Source organism: Fictibacillus aquaticus (genome assembly GCF_002245695.1).
In the GTDB taxonomy this organism is placed as follows: Bacteria; Bacillota; Bacilli; order Bacillales; family Fictibacillaceae; genus Fictibacillus; species Fictibacillus aquaticus.
This window is the reverse complement of record NZ_NOII01000013.1, coordinates 1-23662: the sequence shown is the minus strand read 5'-3', so window position 1 is coordinate 23662 and position 23662 is coordinate 1. Positions and strand designations below refer to the sequence as shown.

Genomic DNA, 23662 nt, shown 5'->3' with positions numbered 1-23662 from the left:
AACATAGCGAATCAGCGATTAAAGTTTCGTATCGCCGGGCGATATAAACTTGTATAATTAAGGTATTAGAATAGGAGGTCCGATATGCGGCGTGATATACAACAAAATGAACGAGCATTCTCCTCTAAGGAAGTGGCTGAAGAAGTAGGGATTGCCACACCTACTGTCCGAAAGTATGGACAGATTTTAGAGCGGAACGGTTATGAGTTTTTGAAAGACGGCGACCGCCGGATTTTTGTACAGTCTGACATCACAGCGCTTACAGCGCTGCGCGATACAGACAAGCAGCTAGACGATGCAGCAAAAGACCTTGCCTCACAGCAAAGCGAAAGATTAACAGATTCCATTGAAACAGACGTAGCGATATTCGATACATATGAAAGTCTTCCTCAAGATCCGAACCAATTAAAAGAGTTCTTAATGCTGTTAGGCAACGAACTCGCAGCTGCACGTGAAATGAACGTTAAGCTGGCAAGCGATATGTCAGAGCTTAAACAAACGGTTTCCCGTCTCCAGCAGGATCATCATGTGATCAGCTCTGCAATTGGAAATGCATCGCAGAAAACGACAGCTAGAATTGAAAGATTAACAGAACAGCAAAAAGATCATTACGAAGCATTGCTGCAGCAAGAGCAAGAAAAAAGTGAACTTTTGCAGAAAGAATTACAAGAGCTGCGCGAAGAACAGATTAAAGAATGGCGTGCGCAGAATGATTTTAATACGCGATTGGAAGAAGCGATGCAAAATCGGCCAGAAGAAAAACGGCGGGGTTTTTTCGGGTTGTTCCGAAAATAAGCAGCTTCTGTATCGCAGGGCGATATAGAAAAGTAAAGCACAACAATCTCCATTTCCCGAGAAATATCTACAAATTCCGAGTAAAATATCGACATAATAAATGCCCTGCAGAGAACCGCTCTGCAGGGCATTTCGTTTATCTACTTAAAATCCAAAATAACCCCGCAGCAAATAAGAAACCCACTTGCAATGCGGATGATTTCGTATATTCTCCAATAACCCTTTCACAATGGCAGGGCTTAAGGAAGGTTCAATCAGCTGCTGCTTGAGCAATGTTAACGATTCCTTTTCAATCGGCTCTTCAATTTCCTCTATTGTTTGTCCCAAGAGTTCAATAAGCTGTTCAGCTGTTACTTCTTCATAACTCTGTTCAGTAGTAAACGTCTGAAACAACTCTTCTGTAATAAAAGGAATCGTAGAATGCTTCGCGAGTACATTAGTTTTTTGCGCCAGTGAACGGCAAAGGCTATCCAGATCAAATGGCAGATTAAAAAATAAAAATAAATGAGAGTACACATGAATGAAGCCTTTGATGCAATAAATCAAATCATATTTTACCTTGCGAGCTTCTTCTCCATACAGACGGTCAATCATACTTAAGATGATTTTATCGGTAAGCTTGTCGTAATGGCGCATTTTTGAGATAAGCTCTTCGTTAGGTGTCTGTGACTGCTCTTTTATAAAAATCTTGGCAAAGTCCGAATGCTTTTGAAACGAAGCAAAGGCTGCATTATAAAAATCATACAACAGTTCCGTATCATTATTCGAGTTTTTGACTACCCAGTCAATATCGGATGTGAACTGCATCATAAAGTGATCGATCAAGGCGATGATCAGTTCATCCTTTGACTTGAAGGATAAGTAAAAAGCGCCTTTGGAAATACCGGCATGATCGGTTATTTGTTGAACGGAAGTGGCTTCGAATCCTTGTTTAGCAAAGAGTTCTAACGCACTTTCCATGATTAATTGTTTTTTGCTCATGTTATCGCTCCTAATGGTTTTCATTGACAAATGACCAACCAGTCATTAGTATAAGTAATTGAGTTTCATAAGTCAATTAGGGGTTGGTGTACGAGTGAAGGGTTTAGTTAATTTTGTTCTGCAGAATAAGCTGGCTGTTTGGCTGCTTACTCTAATTATAACGGTATCAGGTATTTACTCAGGAACACGTATGAATATGGAGACTATACCAGATGTTTCGATTCCATACTTGATGGTCATGGACGTCTATCCTGGAGCAACTCCTGAAAAAGTGATGGAAGATGTGTCCATTCCAATAGAAAAAGCGGTTGAAGGACTTGAAGATGTTAAAACCGTCAATTCAAATTCGTATTCGAACATGTCGAATCTTCAAATCGAATATGAGTATGGCATAGATATGGATGAAGCGAAACGTGCCTTACAATCTGCGCTGGACACTGTTACTTTGCCAGAAGGTGCAGAAAAGCCGACCGTTACAGCAATCAGCATGAACATGATGCCTGTTGCGGCACTCAGTGTGAGCAGTTCGAAAGAAGATATCGTTGAATTAACTTCAACTGTAGAAGATATTATCCTGCCGAAGATCGAAAAAATCGACGGTGTGGCGTCAGCCAAGATTACAGGTCAGCATATTGAAGAAGTGGACCTTACATATAATCAGGCAAAAATGGCGGAACTGAAATTAACCGAAGATAAAGTAAAAGAAATGATTCAGGCGAGCAATCTGTCTGTTTCATTAGGGCTATATGAGTTTAAAGAGGGCGAAGAAGCTGTAGCTGTGGACGGAAAGTTCATGACGGCTGATGAGTTAAAGAACATGCTCATTCCTGTCACGCCTTCTGCACAAAATCCATCGCCGTTCGTGAAACTCAGCGACATCGCTGACATTAAAACGGTCGGTAAGGTAGAATCCGTATCGCGCACAAATGGCGATGAAGCGATTGCGATTCAAATCGTCAAAGAACAGCAAGCAAACACGGTTGATGTCGTTAACGGTGTGAAGAAGTTGATTAAAGAGGAAAAAGCGAAAATTGATGGCCTAGTCATTGATGTATCGCTCGATCAAGGTAAGCCGATCGAAGAGTCTGTTTCAACGATGATTGAAAAAGCGTTGTTCGGCGGATTGATCGCCGTATTAATCATCCTGCTGTTTTTGCGTGATTTTAAATCAACGATTATTTCGATCGTGTCCATTCCAGTTTCAATCTTCATGGCACTATTGCTGTTGAACTGGATGGATATTACGCTTAATATCATGACGCTTGGTGCGGTTACGGTCGCGATCGGCCGTGTAATCGATGACTCCATTGTCGTCGTAGAGAATATTTATCGCAGACTGCATTTAAAAGAAGAAAAGCTGTCAGGACGCGCGCTTATCCGCGAAGCGACGATTGAAATGTTCAAGCCGATCCTTTCATCAACGTTAGTAACCGTTGCGGTATTCGCTCCGCTTATCTTTGTCGGCGGCATGGTAGGGGAGCTGTTCACGCCTTTCGCCTTAACGATGACGTTCGCGCTAGGTGCTTCACTTATTGTGGCGATTACAATCGTGCCGGCATTATCTCACTTCTTGTTCAAAAAGAAGCTGTATGGTGAAAAAACGGAGAGCAGCCATAAAGAGACTGGCAAGCTATCAAATTGGTATAAAGGAATTCTTAACAAATCTCTTAATCATAAAATCATCACGTCTGTCCTGGCCGTTCTTTTATTAGCCGGCAGCTTAGCGTTAACACCGATCATCGGATTCAGCTTTATGGGCAGCGAAGAAGATAAGGTCATGTATCTGACTTACACGCCAGAAGCAGGCGAGCTTAAAGAAGAGACGTTAAAGAATGTTGAAGCAGTAGAAGAAAAGATGCTTAAACGCAAGGATATTGATATCGTTCAGGTTTCTGTTTCGGATACGGTCGATCCGATGATGGCGATGTCGGGCGGAGCAAGCGGTGCCATGATGTATCTGATTTTTGACCCAGAAATGGAGAACTTCCCTGAAGTTCGTGAAGACATCGAAAAGTATGTAGGTGATATCGGCCAATCCGGCGAATGGAAAAGCCAGAACTTCTCAGCATCTTCCATGGCTCCTAATGAGCTTAGCTACACATTTTACAGTGAAGATTTAAATAAACTGAATGAAGCTGTAAAAATGGTTGAAGGCGAACTGAAAAAGAATGACGGCTTAAAAGATGTTTCATCTAGTGCAGAGGATGCTTTTGTCGAGCACACGTTTAGAGTCGAACAGGATGAACTGCTGAAATACGGCTTAACAGCTGGACAGATTGTCATGATGCTCAACCCGATGAAGGCAGAAGATGTATTAACAACCGTTGAGAAAAATGGGGAATCACTCGATGTAATTGTGCAGCAGGAGCAGTCGAAACAGCCGGAATCCATCGATGATATTCTTGCAACACAGGTGCCGACAGCTCTTGGTACGAAAATGCCTCTTTCTGAGCTTGTAAAAGTTGAAAAAGGGACAACATTAAATACGCTTGCCCGCAGCAAAGGGGAATACCACGCGACCGTTTCAGGAACGGTCGAAGGGAAGGACATTTCAAAAGCAACATCTGAAGCGGATAAAGCGATTGAAAAACTAGACCTACCTAAAGGTGTGACGATGAATGTTGCCGGTGTAGCGGCCGATATGCAGGAAACCTTTACACAGCTTGGCCTGGCGATGCTTGCAGCGATCGCAATCGTGTACTTTATTCTAGTGGTCACGTTCCGTGAAGGTGTAGCGCCATTTGCGATTCTGTTCTCGCTTCCGTTTGCGGTGATCGGTTCGTTTGTCGGTCTATTAATCGCGGATGAAACGATCTCTGTATCGGTCATGATGGGGTTATTGATGCTAATAGGTATTGTCGTTACAAACGCGATTGTACTAGTAGATCGTATCATCCACATGGAACGCGATGGAATGAGTATGCGTGAAGCGATACTCGAGGCTGGCGCAACCCGTCTTCGTCCGATCCTTATGACAGCTATCGCAACAGTCGGTGCATTGATTCCGTTAGCAATCGGCTCCGGCGGCGGAGGATTGATTTCAAAAGGACTTGGCATCACAGTAATCGGCGGCTTGACGAGTTCGACGTTATTAACGCTGATCATCGTTCCGATCGTTTACGAAGTACTTTCTAAAGTCTTTAAGAAAAACCGTAGAGAAGTAGAAGAGAACTAAAAAGCTAAAATCAAAACCTCTCGACTCGAGAGGTTTTTTGATTCGTTCATTCTTTTTCCGTAATTAGAGCAGTTTTATATGTCATAAGTGGATTTTCTTGAAAAATATACACTGTAAAACGAATGATTGGCGGATATTATAAAAAAATGTTCGCTTTTTACGATGGTTTTTGTTACGGTATTAAAGTAAACAACAATTTAATAGTTGCTGCTCGTATATGCTCGGTAATATGGTCTGAGTGTTTCTACCTGGTTCCCAATGAAAGAACCGGACTACGGGTTAAAGTATCGGTTTTGCGTGTGTTTGGCGTAAATTCGTGTCTGATTGGGCATTCTTTTCGATTGTTCTGATCTTATATACTTTGACTCTATTTAGGTCTGGAAGGTAGAAGTTATTCTGCTTTTCAGGCTTTTTTATATGCGATATACGGGTGAAAACTTACAACGAGGAGAGAACAGTATGTTTAAAAAAGCAGGACTCATTACGATCATGGCTGCACTCGTCTTATCTGTGTTAGCTGGTTGGAACGCAATATCTGAAAAAGAAATGGTGGCACATGCCAAGAATAAAAGACCAATTATCATTCAAGGGCCAATGCCGATTGAAGCAGAAAACTTTGCAAAAAGGCTGGATAACGTAAAAGTAGAAAAATCAGGAACGTTCGTGTTTTATAAAGGAACCCTTAATGGTTATCCGGTAATCGTTGCAAAAACAGGGAAAGGCATGGAAAACACTGCTGCAGCGACCGCTATTGCGATTGAAAAGTACAAACCGGCAGCCATCATCAATCAAGGAACGTCTGGCGGCCATGACGCTGATTTGAACGTATATGACATTGTACTGGGGAAAAGAACGGTCAATTTAGGTGCACTGAAAACGACGAGTAAGCTGGAAAACGAAGGCATCGACCCAACAACTTGGATCCCAATGGACTTGATGGCGAGCGAAGGAAGTGCCGGCGAGGATCCAAATGCTGAAAAGGCGCGTTATTATGAAGGTGACGCGGAGCTTCTTGCAGCGGCAAATGCTGTCAAGAACACGTACAAAAAAGGCAAGATAGTAGAAGGGACGATTGGGTCCGCAGATGTGTGGAACAACGAAGTCGACCGCATTAACTGGTTTCACGAGAAATTTGGCAGCTCGGTAGAAGAAATGGAAGGTGCGGCTGCAGCTCAAATGGCAAAAGGCTATGACGTTCCTTTCCTAGGCATTCGTATTTTATCAAACAACAAAGTAAACGGCGGAAAGTATGATCCGAATACAGCAGCTGCAAATCAAGAGTATGTATACGAAGTAGTGAAGAAGTATATTGCTGAAAAGAAAAAATAATAAAAAACCCCCTCAACACGACAGTTCACTGAAGTGTAGGGGGTTTTGATCATTTTTGAAAGTCTTATTTCTTTAAATCTTCTATTATGGCACTGATCTCTGCTACTTTTTCGAGAATGTCTTTTTCAATGTCGCGGTGCTTGGAGTATTCGTCCTGCATGAGTTCAACTAGGGATTTGTTATTTACTAAATTTTGCTGGCATTTCATGATTTCATTGTGTATAGCCCATAAATCTTTAGATAATTGATCATATTTGTCCAGCAGCTCTTCCATGTTTTTCTGTGAATATTCTTCACGGCTTCGAGCCCAGTTAAGTGTATAAATCAGTCCGCCTACAAACAAAACAGCCCAAGGACCTTGTGTTGAGAAATAGTGCAGCAAGTCGACATTCATCAATCTCACCTCCCACTATTTAGTCCACTTAATATGGACATGCTCTATTTTATGCAGTGCTTGTCTTACTTGATTGTGTAATTTGCAAGCTTACGCAGGTTATTTCCAAATGATAGATTATACAATTCTGTTTCTTCGTTTATATAGCAATCCATCCGAGCTATTATTCCATCCTGTAACAAAATCCTTCATATGATAAGAAAGATACTTTCCGTATTGGCAGTTTGGCTGGAGCAGCAGCTCATCCACATAATGAGCACCGTTCGGAACCGAATCAAGCAGCAGACTTGCGATTCCGCCGTAAAGCCCGCATGCTACCTGAAAGTATGTGGCATTTGTTTTGTACTTTGGATAGATTTCTTTCGTGTTCATCACGTTGTAGATGTATTCTTCATGATTCTCAAAAACTAGCAGTACACCGACGAGATCCTCGCCAGTAACGTCTCTTATTTCCGGGTCAATTAGCTGGTGTTCCCAATCCCACAGCTCGTCTGTCTGGTGCAGGTTGTCGCGGATCAGTTTTGTCGTGTGTTCGTTGACGCGGTAGATAAAGCCGAACTCCATGTCGTACAGCTTTCCGAGTGACAGCACTTCTTCATGCGGCATTAAGCATCCCTGAAACGTGACATCTCCAAGATTTACAGTGTACTCGTCCCGGTACACATCATCGTACATGTAAAGCGGTGTTTGATGTGATACGTACATAGGATAGCTTAATATCGCTTCATCCAAAAAACATTCAACTGACCATGAAGTGTAGATCGTATCTTTTTTCACGATGGCAGGATCGGCGAAAAACGAGGTATCATGCTCGACGATGTAGCAGGCGAGCGGTTTGGAGCCGCGGTGCTTATGGATCAGTTCATGCGCCATCCATTGAACGACGCCGGGGTTCATGCCGGAGCCTATGACGGCTTTCGTGTTGGTGAACTGTCCTTTCTTGTCTTCAAATCTGCTGAATCGTTCAGACAGCGGGAATCCATACAACGTCGGATCCTCATCGACAGCCGTGTTTTCAAGGGCAGAGTTTACATAAGAAACGCCGAGCTCATTGCAGCACGTGAGCATCTCAATCGTATCGGCCCACGATACGTCGATCACAATTTCGGTTTTTGTTGTTCTAAGGTGATTCCGGAAAACGTCCAGATCGTTTAAATTAAATTGGTAAAGCCTTATATGGTTATTAAGGTTTGGAAACAGATTCTCATAGTAATCTAATGTTTTTTGCTGCATATCTATTAAATGCAGTGTGGAGTTTTTAAGCCGGTTAAAGAGAGGGTCATTCGGATCCTGAACTGCTTGGTTGATGATCGAAAGAATGGCCTTCGCCACGCCGCCCCCGCTTCCGAGGATTGTAAGCTGAGTGTTCATTAGGGAGATCATCCCATCCTTCCTAGCGGTTGATACAATAGTTTATGAGAATTAACCCGCATTGGTGTGGTTGGATGGCATAGGACAACCGTCTAAGTTTTGTTTTATAGATTTTAGAGGGAGTACGAGGACTCGGTACCGTACCCCAAAACATTGAGCGGTTTTTTGAAGGGAATTATTCAAAAGCTGTAAGATTTTGAGGAAATGCTGTGAGAAATTGATAAAATACTTTGAGAATTTCTTGAAAAGCTTTAAAAAATTCCAGAAATGATGTAAGAATCCTCAGAACTGTTGTGATAAGGCAATACTCCATACTGGCAGGATAATAAAAGCTGAAGTAAATTGCTTAAATGAGGAGTAGATTAGCCTTAATGTAAGAAATTCAATAAAAAATGGGAAAAAATCTAATTTTTACTTTAAAATATCGACTAATATGATGGAGCTTCTTCCTATCAGCTTTCATAAGAAAAAGGGTGTCCCTCTAGGGACACCCTTTTTCTTCTCTTCTTAAGGCACATACACCGACTTCAAATGATTGAGCTTATGGTACAACGTTTCCCCTTTTGTCGTCACCAGCTCAACTGCGCTGCCGTCGATTTTTTTAAGCATGCCGACTTTATCGGAATCGGTCCCTAAATCAAATACGACGAGACGGCCTTCGAACTTTTTCAGCTGCTCTTCCCACGAACGGCTGAGCGGTGCTGGTGCAGCCGCCTCCTCAAGCGTCAAAGGGATATTATCCTCATTACAAAGAGTCAGCCATTTTAAGTGAAAGAGCGGAATATAGATCGTCTTGTATATAGGAGAATAGAAAACGAAGTAGTCACTCATAACGTGTGTAATATAGCCGCGCAAATCTTGTTTTCCTGACACGTGTATCTGTGTGAGCAAGCCCTTAGCCTGCGTCAAAATGGAGCGATAGGAGATAGCTTTTTCTTTTTCGGCTGATGAGATCAGCGGGCCAGAAGTGCTGAATGCCTCACTTTTACTAGAGTTTACACGGATCTTGTGAATATGAAGCAGCGGGATATAGTAATACTGATCGCTGCTCAACAATACTAAAATATCATTTCCGACATCAGCCAGAATGCCCTCGAGCACTTTACCTCCTGTCATCTTTAAGATGATGTGCTTTTTAAGCAAATGCTTCATTTGAAACAAAAGTATCCTCTCCTGAAAAATTCTTTGAACGTTTTATAAAACATAAATAAATTGTATCCAGACATACAGCAGCAGCAGTGTTATAACCAGTGTGAGCGGGACAGCAAAGAGCGACACGCTTAAATAATCTTTCCATTTAATCTTAATCTTGTTTTGCCGCAAAATATGCATCCAGATGAGGGAAGCCAGTGTCCCGATCGGCAGCAGCAGGGAGCCGATATCGCTTCCGATGATGCTCGCAAGATACATTGTTTTAAGCGTAACAGGATCGAGATGCATTTCAGTCAGCGTGATGGTTCCGATGAGCAGTGCTGGATGGTTGTTAAAGAAGTTTGACAGCAAAGTAACAAGTGCTCCCATCAGGAAGGTCGCGTGAAACAGTCCTTGTGCGACGATCGGTTCACAGATCTTCAGCAGCAGATCGGTTAAGCCGGAGTTGTGCAGGCCGTAAATGATTACGTACATAGAGAATGCGAATATGAGAATGTGCCACGGTGTCTTTTTCAGGATGTCTGCAGGGTTCGTGCGAAGTTTAATCCAGCGCCATACGAGCAGGATAACCGAACCTAATACGGCTACCAGCTCGATTGGAATCGAGAAGTAGGATGCCACAAAGAGAGAGCAGCGTATGCCGAGAATAAACAGAAGGATTTTCATCATAAAGGCTGTGCGCTGTCTTCGGGCCTCGTCTGATATTCCTCCTTTAAGCGGGTGGTGGTTCTTCGTGAAGAATTGCTGTTCAATATCCTGTGCGGAGTGCGGGAGCTGTACAGGGAGCTTTTTCCTTACTAAGACATACATGATCCAAGACATGAACCCTAATCCCAGCATAGCAGGCACAAACATCATCGCCGTGTATTCGAAAAGGGTCATGTTGACGATTTTCAACGCGATTAAGTTAACGATATTGCTCACGCCGATCGGGGTGCTCGATGCAGTGGCAATCAGCGCCCCCGTTAATAGGTATGGTACTTTCTGATGCGGCTTCAATCGGAGGTTTTTCAGAAGTAATATGAGAATTGGAGTCGTGATTAGAATGCTTCCATCATTATTAAACAATAGTGTCATCAAAAAACATAGCAGCTGAATGTACCAATACAGGCGGTGTCCTGACCTTTTAGCTAATACGGCTAGCTTTGCTGCGGTCCAGTGAAAGAATCCGAAGCTCTCCAATATAACGGCCATGACGATGGTCGAAATGATTGTGATCGAGGCCCCGCCGATTTTATGAAGTATGTCATATATATCCCCTTGTGAAACTACGCCTGTAATTAAAATAATGGCCGCTCCAAACGTCGCTGGCCAGGCTTCGTTTATATCCTTAGGTCTCCAGAGGATGATAAAGGTGGTTATAAGGAATACAAAAACTGATATAAAGATGTGAATGTTCATGTTGTTCCTTTCTTCGTTGCAAAAAATCTAAAGCTTGTTTTACTTGTCCGTTTATTCTATTCAAATAAACGAAGAGTGCGTGGGTAGCAGACTAGCAAATTAAATTTGGTTAAATAACTAGAGAGAAAAAGCTAGGTAAGTGCGTATCAAATTGGCGGGAAATGAGGACAGCTGCCCCTGCGATTTATCTGCTTAAATTTGGCAAGTAAACTTTCCGACTATTTTTTACAAAAAACAAGGAAAAAAGAGGAATGGTTGAGAAAGTAACAAGGATGCAATTTTTTTGAAATTCTGTCCGAGTTTTGGGCAGCTGTTATATAGATAAGGGGGAGTCAGACGTGAAAATCGTGAAGCATGAGGTGACAGAATACCATCCTAAATTAAACGAAGTTATTAAAAACGTGGAGCGGGTGATGGTCGGCAAGAAAAAGATAACCGAGCTGAGCCTTGTTTCGCTCATTGCGGGCGGCCATGTTCTGCTCGAGGACGTGCCAGGTGTCGGAAAAACAATGATGGTGCGCTCAATCGCGAAATCTCTCGGACTGAAGTTCAGCCGTATCCAATTTACCCCGGATCTGCTGCCGTCCGATATCACAGGTGTGTCGATCTTTAACCAAAAAGAGATGGAATTCGAGTTCCGTCCAGGTCCACTTTTAGGAAACGTGATACTAGCGGATGAAATCAACCGAACATCGCCTAAAACACAGTCGGCGCTGCTTGAGTCTATGGAAGAAAAAAGCATGACAGTGGATGGCCAGACATATACGCTGCCAGAGCCTTTCCTAGTCATGGCAACACAGAACCCGCTTGAATATGAAGGGACGTACCCGCTTCCGGAAGCGCAGCTTGACCGTTTCTTAATGAAGCTTTCGATGGGCTATCCAACAGTAGAAGAAGAATTGAACGTGCTGGACCTTATCGGAAAAGAGCACCCGATCGAGTTCATCGACTCAGTCATTACAGTGGAAGAACTGCTGCAGCTTAAAGAGGATATGAAGGCTGTTCATGTTTCCGAGCCGGTTAAACGTTACATTGTTGAGCTCATAAGCCGCACCCGCAACCATCGTTCGATTTACCTTGGCGTGAGTCCCCGTGGATCGCTTGCACTCATGAAGGCGGCACAGGCTTATGCATTGCTTATGAACCGTGATTTTGTCATCCCTGACGACATTAAATACCTAGCTCCGTTCGTGCTGACACACCGCATCATTTTGAAGCCGGAAGCCCGTTTTGAAGGAACGACGCCTGCTGAAGTCGTGAAGGAACTGATGGCAAGGGTGCCGGTTCCGATTAATAAGGAACAAAGTGTGTGATGAAAAAGAAATGGATGTCCTTGAGAAGCAAGTATAAAGCGCCTCTCGGTTTTGCGGGAATCCTTCTTCTTCTGGGGCTGGCTTTTTCATATGCGATGTTTCAGGGCGGCTTTGTCAGCTGGTTTTTGTTTTACAGTGTGCTTCCGTTTGTTCTTTATTCGATCATGATGGCTTTTTATCCGGCCGACCGGCTTAGTGCGAGGCGCACCATCAGCAAGGAAATGCTGATGGCGGGTGAAGAGCTGACCGTGACGATTTCAATCAAGAAAAAAAGCAACTTTCCGCTGTTTTACATGGTGATCGAAGACTTGATTCCAGACGCGCTGCAAAAAGTGGCGCATACGGCTGGAAACGCTCATCAGCAGCAGTCGCGTGTGCTGCTGTTTCCGCTGTTTAAGAAAGAGATGACGTTTACGTATAAGATTGAACCGGCGCCGCGCGGAGTGTTCGAGCTCGATGCGATCGCCCTAAAGACGGGTGACCTTTTCGGTTTCGTGCACCGCAAAGCGGTTGTGAAAACACTCGATAAAGTGTTCGTTTACCCGCGTTATCAGGAAATTGAGCGCTGGGAAGTCGGGAAGATGCTGCAAAGCGGCTCCAAGCAGGCAGGCAGGCGTTCGATGACCGACTACACGTCAACGGTCAGTGTGCGGGAGTATGCTCCTGGCGACAGGATGGCTTGGCTTCACTGGAAAGCGAGTGCCCGTTCCAATAAGCTGCTGACAAAAGTGTTCGAGCATCAGCGAAATGATGATTTTTGCATCGTTCTCGACCAAAGTGCGAAAAGCTATGGCCGCCACACGTGGCTGTTTGAAAGAGCGGTATCATTTGCGGCTTCTCTAAGCCATTACTCGATCTCCAAAGGCGGGGCGATCGGGCTCGAGAATCTCGAAGGCGGCGACGGCATCGCGATCAGCAGCGGTGTCGAGCAGCAGTGGAGAATTTTGCATGCATTAGCGAAGGTCGAGCCAGAAATGAAGGATACGTTCGATGAAGTGCTGAAGCGCCATTTTCTTTCCGGCAGCTTAGAAGGAAAGACGGCAGTAATCATCTCATCGCGTCTTGATGAAGTAATGGTCAGGATACTTGAGATGGCGGCGGTGCGAAACGCCAATATACTATTCTTTTTTATCGCCGCCGATATGAAGCTGTCTGCTCTCGATCTGACCCTCCTGAACAGGCTCAACCACGCTTCAATTCCGGCGACAGCGATCATTGGACCTGATTTCAGTGAGTCGTTAAAGGCAGGTGTAACGTATGCGACAGTCTAAAAGTTCTGGTGAAGCTTCAACTTTTCATACGATTGTGCTTTATGCCCTCGGCTTTTTGCTGCTGTGGGAATGGCTGCGGCCGATTGAAGTTCTGACCGATACGTCGGACGTCCAGATATTTGTGATGTATACTGCGTTTCTTTTTATCGTCACGTATTTTCAGTTCCCGTTTTACATCTCATTTCCGGTAAAACTTTTGGCACTGCTGTACGCACTGCACTCCATGTATTTTCCGGATGTGTTCTTGTCGTTCAGATGGTTCCCTTATTTTATGGAAGATGTAAAAACCAATATCGGGTTCATCGCGGACCGTGACTGGGACAGCATGACGTCTCTCAGCCGATCGTTTTTGTTCTTTATACTGCTCTGGATCGTCAGCTATTTGATGCACTATTGGCTCGTTCAGACGAAGCGAATTTTCTTCTTTTTCTTTTTGACGATTCTCTACATTACGGTTCTTGATACGTTCGCCGGATATGACGCGACTGTCGCGATCGTCCGTGTCGTTTTTATCGGTCTCGTACTGACAGGGATCCTGCGCATGATGAAGATCATCGAGGCAGAAGGTTTTTCACTGCTCAAAGGCAAGTTTCCGATACTTTGGATGATGCCTCTGACCGTTGTTATCGCGTTTTCCTCCTTTTTAGGATACATCGCGCCAAAAGCAGAGCCGCAATGGCCGGATCCGGTATCTTTTATTACAAAATCAGGTGAAGGTGAAGATGAAGGCGAAGGTCTTGGCGGAAAAGGGGTCTCGAAAATCGGCTACGGCACGAATGACAGCCGTCTTGGCGGTCCGTTCGAGTTCGACTATACGCCTGTTTTTACTGTAAAAGACACCGGCCGCCACTATTGGAAAGTCGAAACGAAAGAAACGTATACAGGCAAAGGGTGGGAAACATCAAAAGGACAGCAGCAGATTCAGATCATAGAATCGCGGTATGAACCGTCCTCCCAGCTTGTTCAGCAGCTTGAAGACGGTGTGAAGACAGAAGACCACAAGGCACTCGTGACCGGGGAAAAAATTAAATATCCGTTTGTTCTAAATCCTGGAAAGTTACAAAGCGTGGATATCGGCGATGAAAACGACCTTTACGAAAATATCATCTCAGGCAAGCTTTACACGAAAAATGGCGATGTAGAAGTATTGATGGATCAATATGAATTGAATTATCAGCTGCCTGTTTTAAAGGAAGAAGAGGTCAAAAAGAGCGGGAATGCCTATCCTGCGTATATAAAGGATAATTATCTCCAGCTGCCATCCACGCTGCCGAACCGTGTAAAAACGCTGGCACAGTCGATCATGAAGGACAAGCCGACGATTTATGACAAAGTAAAAGCGGTGGAGGGTTATTTTGAGTTAGAAGGCTATGGCTACAACACAGTAGATGTGAAAGTGCCGAAAAAAGACGAGGACTATGTCGACCAGTTCTTGTTCGAAACACGCATAGGCTATTGCGATAACTTTTCCTCATCCATGGTTGTCATGCTGCGTTCTGCCGGCATTCCGGCTCGCTGGGCAAAAGGCTTTACGCAGGGAGAAATCGAGGAAGTTCTGGAAGATGGCATGAGAGAGTTTACGGTAACGAATGCCAATGCCCATTCATGGGTTGAAGTGTATTTCCAGGGCATCGGGTGGCTTCCGTTTGAACCTACTCGCGGATTCAGCAACCCGTCAAGGTTTGAAACAGACACTTCAAGCACTCCGGCAGCTGCTGTTCCGAAACCAGAGAAAAAGCCAGAAAAAGTGGATACAGAAACCGATACGCCTGATGAGAAGAGCAGCAATGTTGATATGGCAGAACTCGGCCGAAAAATCGCGATGTTTGCCGGCTCAACAATCCTTGCAGGTCTTGCGCTCGGATTTTTGTTCCGAAAGAAATGGATGAGGGAGTACGTCCTTTGGCGTTTTAAACGCAAAAAAGGTGCGGACACGTTCCCACAGGCGTTTGAAAAACTCGTTTGGCTGCTGAATTTTTACGGAATCAAGCGCCAGCCGGCCTACACGCTAAGAGAGTATGCACTTCATGTAGACCGGGCGCTCGATACGAAGGACATGAAAATCCTCGCCAAAGCATATGAAAATCTGCAATACAGCGGACGGGAAAATCATAAAGATTATTGGACCGAAACAAACCGCAAATTGTGGGAAAATTTAATTAAAAGAATCCGCCCTTGACCGCTATAGAGCGCATTGTTAGAATGGCTTTAAGATTATAGCGTCAGAATAATTTTCTCCTTCGTATATCCTCGAAAATAAGGTTCGAGAGTCTCTACCGGGTTACCGTAAACAACCTGACTATGAAGGCAGGATTCTTTATATTTGTTATAAAAGAATTCTGCCTTTGTTTTTATTGCGAAAACAGAGGCAGGATTCTTTTTATTTTTATAAAGTTCGGCATACTGACGGATACTATATGAAGAATTTTTAGATGGGGTGAGCACATGGACGTAACAAGCGAAATGATCGTCGTACTCGACTTTGGCGGTCAATACAACCAGCTGATTGCAAGACGTATACGTGATTTAGGGGTATACAGCGAACTGCATCCGCACACGACTACAGCGGAAGATATTAAGAAGATGAATCCTAAAGGCATCATTTTCTCAGGCGGACCGAACTCTGTATATGCAGAAGGATCGCCGGCATGTGACGAAGCGATCTTTGAGCTGGGTATTCCTGTTCTCGGCATTTGCTACGGCATGCAGCTGATGACCCACCATTTTGGCGGGAAAGTAGAACGTGCGAGCCACCGCGAGTACGGCAAGGCTCAGATTAATGTTTCAAACAAAAACAAGCTGTACGATGAGCTTCCGGACTCTCAAGTTGTCTGGATGAGCCACTCTGACCTTGTTGTCGCACCTCCACAAGGGTTCGTGACGGACGTAACGAGCATCTCCTGCCCGGTCGCAGGGATGAGCGATGTATCACGCAAGCTTTACGGTGTTCAGTTCCATCCGGAAGTGCGCCATTCTGAGTATGGTATCGAGCTGCTGAAAAACTTTGTGTTTGCTGTCTGTGAATGTGAAGGCAACTGGACGATGGAAAACTGGATCGAAGACGAAGTGCAGAAAATCCGCGATGTTGTCGGCGACAAGAAAGTATTGTGCGCGATGTCCGGCGGTGTTGATTCATCTGTCGTAGCTGTGCTTGTTCACAAAGCGATCGGCGACCAGCTGACATGTATCTTTGTTGATCACGGACTTCTTCGTAAAGATGAAGCCGACCAGGTTATGAAAACATTCAGCGAAGGCTTTAACATCAACATCATCAAAGTTGATGCGAAGGACCGTTTCTTAACGAAGCTTGCGGGCATCTCAGATCCTGAGCAGAAGCGTAAGATTATCGGGAACGAGTTTATCTATGTATTTGATGAAGAAGCGTCTAAGCTAGATGGCATCGAATTCTTGGCGCAGGGCACGCTCTACACAGACATCGTTGAGAGCGGCACGGCTATGGCACAGACGATCAAGTCTCACCATAACGTAGGAGGTCTTCCTGAAGACATGCAGTTCAAGCTGATCGAGCCTTTGAACACGCTCTTTAAAGACGAAGTTCGCATCGTTGGTACTGAGCTGGGCATTCCTGAACACATCGTTTGGCGCCAGCCGTTCCCAGGTCCAGGACTCGGAATCCGTGTCCTTGGTGCAATCACAGAAGAGAAGCTTGAGATCGTACGCGAATCTGACTTCATTCTTCGTGAAGAAATCGCCAACGCCGGCCTAGAGCGCGACGTGTGGCAATATTTCACTGTTCTTCCGGACATCCGCAGTGTCGGTGTTATGGGAGACGCGCGTACGTACGATTACACAATCGGTATCCGTGCGGTTACTTCTATCGACGGCATGACGTCCGACTGGGCGCGCATCCCGTTTGATGTACTCGAGAAAATCTCGACACGCATAGTAAACGAAGTCGACCACATCAATCGTGTTGTGTACGACATTACGTCCAAGCCGCCAGCAACAATCGAGTGGGAATAGACTAAACACGAACAATAAACATTATTTTAATTTTAATATTCGTGAATTATGTTGACGGGTGTCGAAAGTCCCGTTATACTAAAAACGAGTTAATAATTGCATATCACGTTCTTCATATAATCTTGGGGATATGGCCCAAAAGTTTCTACCGGACTGCCGTAAATGGTCTGACTATGAAGGAATGTTTTTAGCAGATGCGTTCGGCCTTTTTCAGGACCGAAAATGTGTCCTGCTGTATTCCTTTATATGTTCAGGCTCTTGGCACTCCGCCAAGAGCCTTTTCTTTTGGTTCATCTCTTAAGGGCTGTTGTTATTGAAGGGTTTGTTTTATCGGAAGTTCAGCGGAGTATTCTCTAGGGTATAAGTTGTGCTTCAATGACTAAGCTATGTTGTTATGTCCTATTACTTTGCTGACAATCACACTTCTTAAATCATCTTGAATCCTTCATTGATAAAGTTGATCGGAGTGTAAGGCGCCGACTCCTGCGGGACGAGCGGGAAGGTGAGACCTCTCAATGGCGCGTAGCGACGAGAGGGCTCACCGCCCGCCCCGCGGAAAGCGTGCGCCTGAAACGGAGATCAACCACATCTCCGAATACCTAAAAAGCAACATAGTATCGGCCTTGATGAAGAAAAACGTATAGGGGGATTTACATTGCAACGTTATTTCGGCTTTAAAGAATTCAACACAACTTATAAAAAAGAAGCAGTAGCTGGCTTGACGACGTTTTTGTCGATGGCATACATTTTATTCGTTAACCCGATGGTCCTAGGCGACGCTGGCATGGACAAAGGCGCGGTCTTTACCGCAACAGCTCTTGCTGCGGCACTCGGAACGCTCATCATGGGAATCGTGGCCAAGTATCCGATCGCACTCGCTCCGGGTATGGGACTGAACGCGTTCTTCGCATATTCAGTCGTGCTCGTCATGGGCATCCCGTGGCAGACGGCCCTTGCGGGTGTTTTAATGTCAGGTATCATTTTCATCTTTATTACACTGTTTAAAATCCGCGAAACAATCATTAACGCCATCCCGCAAGATCTAAAGTTTGCGGCGGCATCTGGTATTGGACTATTTATCGCTTTTATTGGTTTGAAAAATGCGGGCATAATCGCAGCAAATAAAGCAACACTCGTTTCGTTGGGAGATCTTACAAAAGGACCTGCGCTGCTTGCTATCTTTGGTTTTATCGTCACGATTTTAATGATGGTTCGCAACATTCGCGGAGGCATCTTCTACGGTATGGTGATCACAGCAGTCGTCGGTATCGCGGTCGGCCAGATCGATGCACCTGATAAAATCGTTGGTGCGATTCCAAGCCTTGAGCCAACGTTCGGTCAGGCGTTCAGCCACTTTGATGAAATTTTCACCGTGAAAATGATGATTGTCGTTCTTACATTCTTTATCGTCGATTTCTTTGATACAGCAGGAACACTGATGGCTGTCGCCTCACAGGCTGGCATCATGAAGGACAACAAACTGCCGCGCGCAGGAAAAGCTCTACTTGCAGATTCATCAGCTATCGCAGTAGGTGCTGTACTTGGAACGTCTTCTACAACAGCGTACATCGAGTCTGCATCAGGCGTAGCTGCCGGCGGAAGAACGGGCTTCACATCTGTTGTGACAGGCGGGTTGTTCTTGCTCGCACTATTCTTCTCGCCATTATTAGTTGTCGTAACACCAGCCGTTACTGCACCGGCACTGATCATCGTCGGCGTATTAATGGTAACAGTGCTCCGCAAGATCGAATGGGAGAAACTTGAGATTGCCGTACCGGCATTCTTAACTTTGATCGCGATGCCGCTCACATATAGCATCGCAACAGGAATCGCCCTCGGTTTCGTCATGTACCCAGTGACAATGGCAGTAAAAGGACGCGCCAAAGAAGTTCACCCGATCATGTACGTACTGTTCGCTATCTTTGTCTGCTACTTTGTGTTTTTGGTTGAATAGATTATGAGAAAAAAACGTCCCCGCATGCGGTGGCGTTTTTTTTTATGCGCGAAATGCGACTGTGGAGATTCCTTCTTCTATTGAACTTAAAAAAATTCGAAAACAGAGTAGATGGATGCATTTGTTAAAAATGAGGGTATATTTTACCGCGATAAGATTTGAACAATGAATACAAATGTGTCGAAACAAGTCGAAGAGGATTGATAATAGTAAAAAAGCCTTTAAACAGCCTCTTTTCCCTTTCGCACCAAGGGCTGACGGGCTGTTGACTATCATGAAAAATCTGTGATAGTTTTGGCATAGTTATTTATCAAGAAATAACATTTTACATAAATTGCATGGCGGGATTTGTTTATATTTGTATTTATTTGGGAAAAAATCAATGGTTTATTAAACGAGTGATAGGAGAGAAGGAATGAAGAGATTAAGAGTTGGTGCGGTACTAATCCTTCTTATGGTGTTTCTGGCAGCATGTTCTTCTGAGAAACCAGAAACTAAAGCGGAAGCAGAGAAAAAAGAGCCTAAGAAAGAAACCATAGCACAAGCTCCGGACGAGCCAAAGGAAATGGTAGAACAAGGTCCAGGTGAGCACTATGACGAGGTGAAGGATCTTGAAGGGGATGCACTTGAAAGTGAACTGCAGAAGCTGACGAAGGATTTTCCGAAAAAATTAAGCGCAGATGAAGCATTTAACCGAATTGTGGCGGGATTCTCTTACGATTACCGTCCTGCATTCAAAAAGGTTGAGGACTTCGATATTACGTTTGAAGAGGTAGAAGCGTACGAGAAGTATAAAGAAGAAGGTGGCGAGGACAAGAAGGAAGGTCCTCTTAATGTAGCGATTCTTCTGGACGCGAGCGGGAGTATGGCGGCAAAAGCTGGCGGGACGGATAAGATGACGGCTGCGAAAGAGGCGCTGAAAAAGTTCGCGGGCAGCATGCCGAAGGACGCGAACGTGATGCTGCGCGTTTACGGCCATAAAGGAAGCAACGACGATAAGGATAAGAAGTTGTCATGCAGCAGCACTGAGATGATGTACCCGCTTGGGAAGTATGATGCAGCGGCATTTGAAAAATCGCTTGCTGCTTTTAAACCGACAGGCTGGACACCTCTCGCCGCATCAATTGCAGCAGCAGAAAAGGACCTTCAAGGAAAAGAAGGCAACAATGTCGTGTATATCGTGAGTGACGGTATTGAAACGTGCGACGGCAATCCGGTAGAAGCGGCGAAAAAGCTCCATGAATCCAACATCCAGGCAGAAGTGAATATCATCGGTTTTGATGTGGATAACGAAGGCCAGCAGCAGCTGAAAGCCGTGGCTGAAGCAGGCGGAGGAAAGTTTGAATCAGTTTCCTCGCAGAAAGAACTTTTTGATGAGGTGGAGTCAAACTGTCGAAAGCGATGCATGACGCACGTGTAAACTGGTCATCGGCTATGGATGCGTCTAGTGTGAACTGGAGCAGTTCAGGGAAAGGCCACGATTTAAGACAATTGCAAGGAGACATTTTTGACATCATCCAAGACGAGTGGTCAGTTATGAAAGATGTTCATGCAGAATTAAATGAACAAGAAAAACTTTCAAGCGAGGAAAGCACTAAGCTCTCTGAACTAATTCAAGCCAGATACGAAGCGATCCACAATTATAACAGGTCGGTGAATAATGAAAAGCAAGAGGCACTCAATGCCGAGACAGAGCGAGTACTTAAGCTGATCAATGATTATGCGGAGAACGCGAGAACAGAATAAGGATTTCAATAGAGGAGATATTTTCATGAAAAGAAACGTGTTATTATTTGCAGCTGTCTTAACGGTTTTGCTGCTTAGTGCTTGTGGTGAGGATGAAAAGAAGGCGGATTCTAAGCCAGCTGCTGCGGAAAATAAAGAAAGCAGCGAAAAAGAAACAGTAGAAGTGACAGATAAAGCGAAAGGTGCACCCGAAGACCAGGGGGATGCAAAGGTATGGTTCAAGGGGGAAGCTGAGAGAATAGGAAAAAAGATTTCTGTTAAAGGAAAGACGAACCTCCAGCCTGATTCGAGGCTTACCTACTATATTGATAGCATCGAAGGCAGCATCGTCGGCGGCACTAACGTGGCACAGGTCCAAAATAACGGGAGCTTTCAATTAGATGCTGAAATCCCGAAAGAGTATGACGGGCTATCAATACTGACCATGAAGTTTGAGCCTGCAACAGATAACGCACCAATCATCGAGCATTATGGCAAGAACGGTGAGAAGCTTGAAGGTTCTTTCGTTCGTCTTTCCGAAGATTCCGGCACACCGAACAATCAGGCTATTTTGAAGCTTGATATCCCGCAAGAGGGGGGAAAGACCACGGTAGAGATTGAGGAACCTGCTTGGCAAAAGCCCGAAGACTATGGTGATGTAAATATCCGCATCGATGACCCGAAGATAACAAAAGACGAACGATATATTTATATAGAAGGAACGAGCAATTTTCTGGAAGGTACACATATCGAAGCAAAGGCAGAAATTCCTGGTTACGTCACTTCCGGCTTTAAGGGAGTGACAGAGGTAAATCCAGATGGTTCATACCGAATCATTTTTGAAAATCCTGCAAACGATAAAAGAATCAAAAACCTGAAAGACTATGAAATCTTTATACGCATGTACCCTGACGCTAACTTTTGGAACAGCATCAAGACAACATACGGCGAAAAAGGGCAGAAATTTAAAGGGAATTATATAAAAGAACAATACGAAGGATCGTATTATCTCGAAAAAAAGCTGAATGTCAGCGAATAATGTATGAGCCCGGCAATGTGAAACCGGGCTTTTTACTTACACAAATTAAGGGGATAATAGTAATAGACCGAGGAAGAAAGGTGAGTATAAATGAGCTACGAAGATCTCGCACTGCACACAGACAAGTATCAGATCAATATGATGTACGCACATTGGAAAAATGAAACTCATAACAATATCCGCGTTTTTGAAGCATTTTTCAGGAAAAACCCATTTAAGAGCGGCTATGCCGTTTTCGCCGGCCTCGAGCGCATCATCACTTACATAGAAAGACTCCGATTTTCAGAGGAAGATATTAATTATTTAAAAGAGCAGGAAGAAAACTATGAGGAAGGCTTTTTTGAAGAACTGAGGAACTTTAAGTTTTCAGGTGAGCTTTATGCTGTTAAAGAAGGAACTGTCGTTTTTCAGAACGAACCTCTTATTCGGATAAAAGCGCGTGTATTTGAAGCACAGCTCATCGAAACAGCGCTGCTAAACTTCATGAACTACCAGACTCTTATCGCGTCCAAGGCATCCCGCATCAGGCAGGCTGCTCCAAAAGATGTGCTGATGGAGTTCGGAACACGCCGCGCTCAGGAAGCGGATGCAGCCATCTGGGGTGCGCGGGCGGCCTATATCGCTGGCTTTGACGCGACTTCCAACATGAGAGCGGGCAAGCTGTTCGGCATCCCGACTAAGGGTACGCATGCACACTCATGGGTACAGGACCATGATACAGAGGAAGAATCCTTCGAACGTTTCGCGAACGCACTCCCTGATCAGAGCGTTTTCCTCGTAGATACGTACGATACATTGAAAAGCGGTGTGCCGAACGCGATAAAAGTCGGTCTGAAAATGAAAGAGCAGGGCAAGTCGCTGAAAGGCATCCGTCTCGACAGCGGCGACCTTGCCTATCTGTCTATACAAGCGAGAAAGATGCTGGATGAAGCCGGTCTGAAGGATGTTGTAATTGTTGCCAGCAACGATCTGGACGATGATGTGATTGTAGACTTAAAGCGCCAAGGAGCGGAGATTACTTCGTGGGGCATCGGCACACAGCTCATAACAGCCGCAGACCAGCCGGCACTCGGCGGAGTTTATAAAGTTGTGGCAAAATACAACGGCAAGGAATTTGAGCCGACGATCAAGATTTCCGGGAACGTTGAAAAGATTACAACACCGGGCTATAAAACGGTTTACCGTATCCTTAATAAAGAAGGTAAGGCAGAAGCGGACTATATCGCAATGGTCGATGAAAAAGTGCCGACAGATGAGCTGAAGCTTTTCGATCCCGTTCACACGTATAAGAACAAAGTGGTTAAAGATATAGAAGCGGTCGAGCTGCAGCAGCCGATTTTTGTTGATGGGAAGCGGGTTTATGAGCTTCCTTCATTAGAAGAAATAAAATCGTATCATCAGGAGCAGCTAAGCCTTTTCTGGCCGGAGCATCTGCGCCGTCTTAACCCGCAGGAATACTATATCGACTTATCAGAACGCGTCTGGCAGACAAAGATGGATTTGCTTGAAAAGCATACAAAATAACGAGTCTAGGTCCCCCTTTTAAAAAAAGGGGGATTTATTTAGCAAAAAAGCATTGACGGGTTTTAAGCAGGCTGGTATATTAGTAAACGTTGCTGCTTTAGACGAGCGGCACACGCAAAACCGGCTTCAATAATTAATGAAAATTAAGTGTTGACTTAGCAGGTTGAAACATGATAAGATACTTCTTGTCGCTGCTTTAAAGCGATAAAGAAAAAAGTTCTTTGAAAACTGAACAAAAGCATAGGTAAGGAATT

17 protein-coding genes and 3 riboswitches are annotated in these 23662 nt (G+C 44.6%); of the genes, 12 read left to right on the top strand and 5 right to left on the bottom strand.

From position 1 onward, the window contains the following. The first annotated feature begins 84 nt into the window (after window positions 1-84). Window positions 85-795, top strand: coding sequence for a hypothetical protein (locus tag CGZ90_RS17645; RefSeq protein ID WP_094253858.1), 711 nt, complete (start codon window positions 85-87; stop codon window positions 793-795). Window positions 796-939: 144 nt separating this feature from the next. Here the strand turns inward: CGZ90_RS17645 and CGZ90_RS17640 are convergent, their stop codons facing one another. Continuing rightward, a complete protein-coding gene (locus CGZ90_RS17640; RefSeq protein ID WP_094253857.1) occupies window positions 940-1776 on the bottom strand; it encodes a TetR/AcrR family transcriptional regulator in 837 nt (278 codons plus the stop codon). A 94-nt stretch (window positions 1777-1870) separates the two neighbouring features. Between CGZ90_RS17640 and CGZ90_RS17635 the strand changes: the two genes are divergently transcribed. After that, window positions 1871-4951: an efflux RND transporter permease subunit gene (locus CGZ90_RS17635; RefSeq protein WP_094253856.1), complete on the top strand. Its 3081-nt coding sequence runs from the start codon at window positions 1871-1873 to the stop codon at window positions 4949-4951. Window positions 4952-5142: 191 nt separating this feature from the next. Continuing rightward, window positions 5143-5246: riboswitch (purine riboswitch) on the top strand. A gap of 164 nt (window positions 5247-5410) precedes the next feature. Next, on the top strand, window positions 5411-6280 hold the full coding sequence (locus CGZ90_RS17630) for a 5'-methylthioadenosine/S-adenosylhomocysteine nucleosidase (RefSeq protein ID WP_094253855.1): 870 nt from the start codon (window positions 5411-5413) through the stop codon (window positions 6278-6280). 64 nt (window positions 6281-6344) lie between these two features. Here the strand turns inward: CGZ90_RS17630 and CGZ90_RS17625 are convergent, their stop codons facing one another. From CGZ90_RS17625 to CGZ90_RS17610, 4 genes are all read right to left on the bottom strand, one after another. Continuing rightward, window positions 6345-6674, bottom strand: a complete 330-nt coding sequence (locus CGZ90_RS17625) for a BhlA/UviB family holin-like peptide (RefSeq protein ID WP_094253854.1) — start codon at window positions 6672-6674, stop codon at window positions 6345-6347. A 117-nt stretch (window positions 6675-6791) separates the two neighbouring features. Next, entirely contained in the window at window positions 6792-8045 is a 1254-nt protein-coding gene (locus tag CGZ90_RS17620) for an S-adenosylmethionine decarboxylase related protein (protein WP_240515473.1), read from the bottom strand. A gap of 507 nt (window positions 8046-8552) precedes the next feature. Then, the gene (locus CGZ90_RS17615) at window positions 8553-9206 is read right to left on the bottom strand and encodes a hypothetical protein (protein ID WP_094253852.1); all 654 of its coding nucleotides are present in this window, start codon (window positions 9204-9206) and stop codon (window positions 8553-8555) included. A 33-nt stretch (window positions 9207-9239) separates the two neighbouring features. After that, window positions 9240-10598 (bottom strand): arsenic transporter, encoded by a 1359-nt coding sequence (locus tag CGZ90_RS17610; RefSeq protein WP_094253851.1) that lies wholly within the window; start codon window positions 10596-10598, stop codon window positions 9240-9242. A 338-nt stretch (window positions 10599-10936) separates the two neighbouring features. On the opposite strand from CGZ90_RS17610, the gene CGZ90_RS17605 reads away from it, so the two are divergent. From CGZ90_RS17605 to CGZ90_RS17565, 9 genes are all read left to right on the top strand, one after another. Then, window positions 10937-11911: an AAA family ATPase gene (locus tag CGZ90_RS17605; protein ID WP_276206774.1), complete on the top strand. Its 975-nt coding sequence runs from the start codon at window positions 10937-10939 to the stop codon at window positions 11909-11911. Next, window positions 11911-13182 (top strand): DUF58 domain-containing protein, encoded by a 1272-nt coding sequence (locus tag CGZ90_RS17600; protein WP_094253850.1) that lies wholly within the window; start codon window positions 11911-11913, stop codon window positions 13180-13182. Before CGZ90_RS17605 ends, CGZ90_RS17600 begins: the two co-directional genes overlap by 1 nt. Next, the gene (locus CGZ90_RS17595; protein WP_094253849.1) at window positions 13169-15361 is read left to right on the top strand and encodes a DUF4129 domain-containing transglutaminase family protein; all 2193 of its coding nucleotides are present in this window, start codon (window positions 13169-13171) and stop codon (window positions 15359-15361) included. Before CGZ90_RS17600 ends, CGZ90_RS17595 begins: the two co-directional genes overlap by 14 nt. 41 nt (window positions 15362-15402) lie before the next feature. Then, window positions 15403-15504, top strand: a riboswitch (purine riboswitch). A 123-nt stretch (window positions 15505-15627) separates the two neighbouring features. Next, window positions 15628-17166 carry a glutamine-hydrolyzing GMP synthase gene (guaA, locus tag CGZ90_RS17590; protein WP_094253848.1) on the top strand — a complete coding sequence of 513 codons (1539 nt, stop codon included), beginning with the start codon at window positions 15628-15630 and terminating at the stop codon, window positions 17164-17166. A gap of 92 nt (window positions 17167-17258) precedes the next feature. Beyond that, window positions 17259-17360, top strand: a riboswitch (purine riboswitch). Window positions 17361-17821: 461 nt separating this feature from the next. Further along, entirely contained in the window at window positions 17822-19120 is a 1299-nt protein-coding gene (locus CGZ90_RS17585; protein WP_094253847.1) for an NCS2 family permease, read from the top strand. A 415-nt stretch (window positions 19121-19535) separates the two neighbouring features. Then, window positions 19536-20540, top strand: coding sequence for a VWA domain-containing protein (locus CGZ90_RS17580; protein ID WP_094253846.1), 1005 nt, complete (start codon window positions 19536-19538; stop codon window positions 20538-20540). A gap of 29 nt (window positions 20541-20569) precedes the next feature. Then, window positions 20570-20866, top strand: a complete 297-nt coding sequence (locus tag CGZ90_RS17575; protein ID WP_133063612.1) for a hypothetical protein — start codon at window positions 20570-20572, stop codon at window positions 20864-20866. Window positions 20867-20891: 25 nt separating this feature from the next. Further along, the gene (locus tag CGZ90_RS17570) at window positions 20892-21884 is read left to right on the top strand and encodes a hypothetical protein (protein ID WP_094253844.1); all 993 of its coding nucleotides are present in this window, start codon (window positions 20892-20894) and stop codon (window positions 21882-21884) included. A 90-nt stretch (window positions 21885-21974) separates the two neighbouring features. After that, window positions 21975-23408 carry a nicotinate phosphoribosyltransferase gene (locus CGZ90_RS17565; protein ID WP_094253843.1) on the top strand — a complete coding sequence of 478 codons (1434 nt, stop codon included), beginning with the start codon at window positions 21975-21977 and terminating at the stop codon, window positions 23406-23408. Window positions 23409-23662 lie beyond the last annotated feature (254 nt).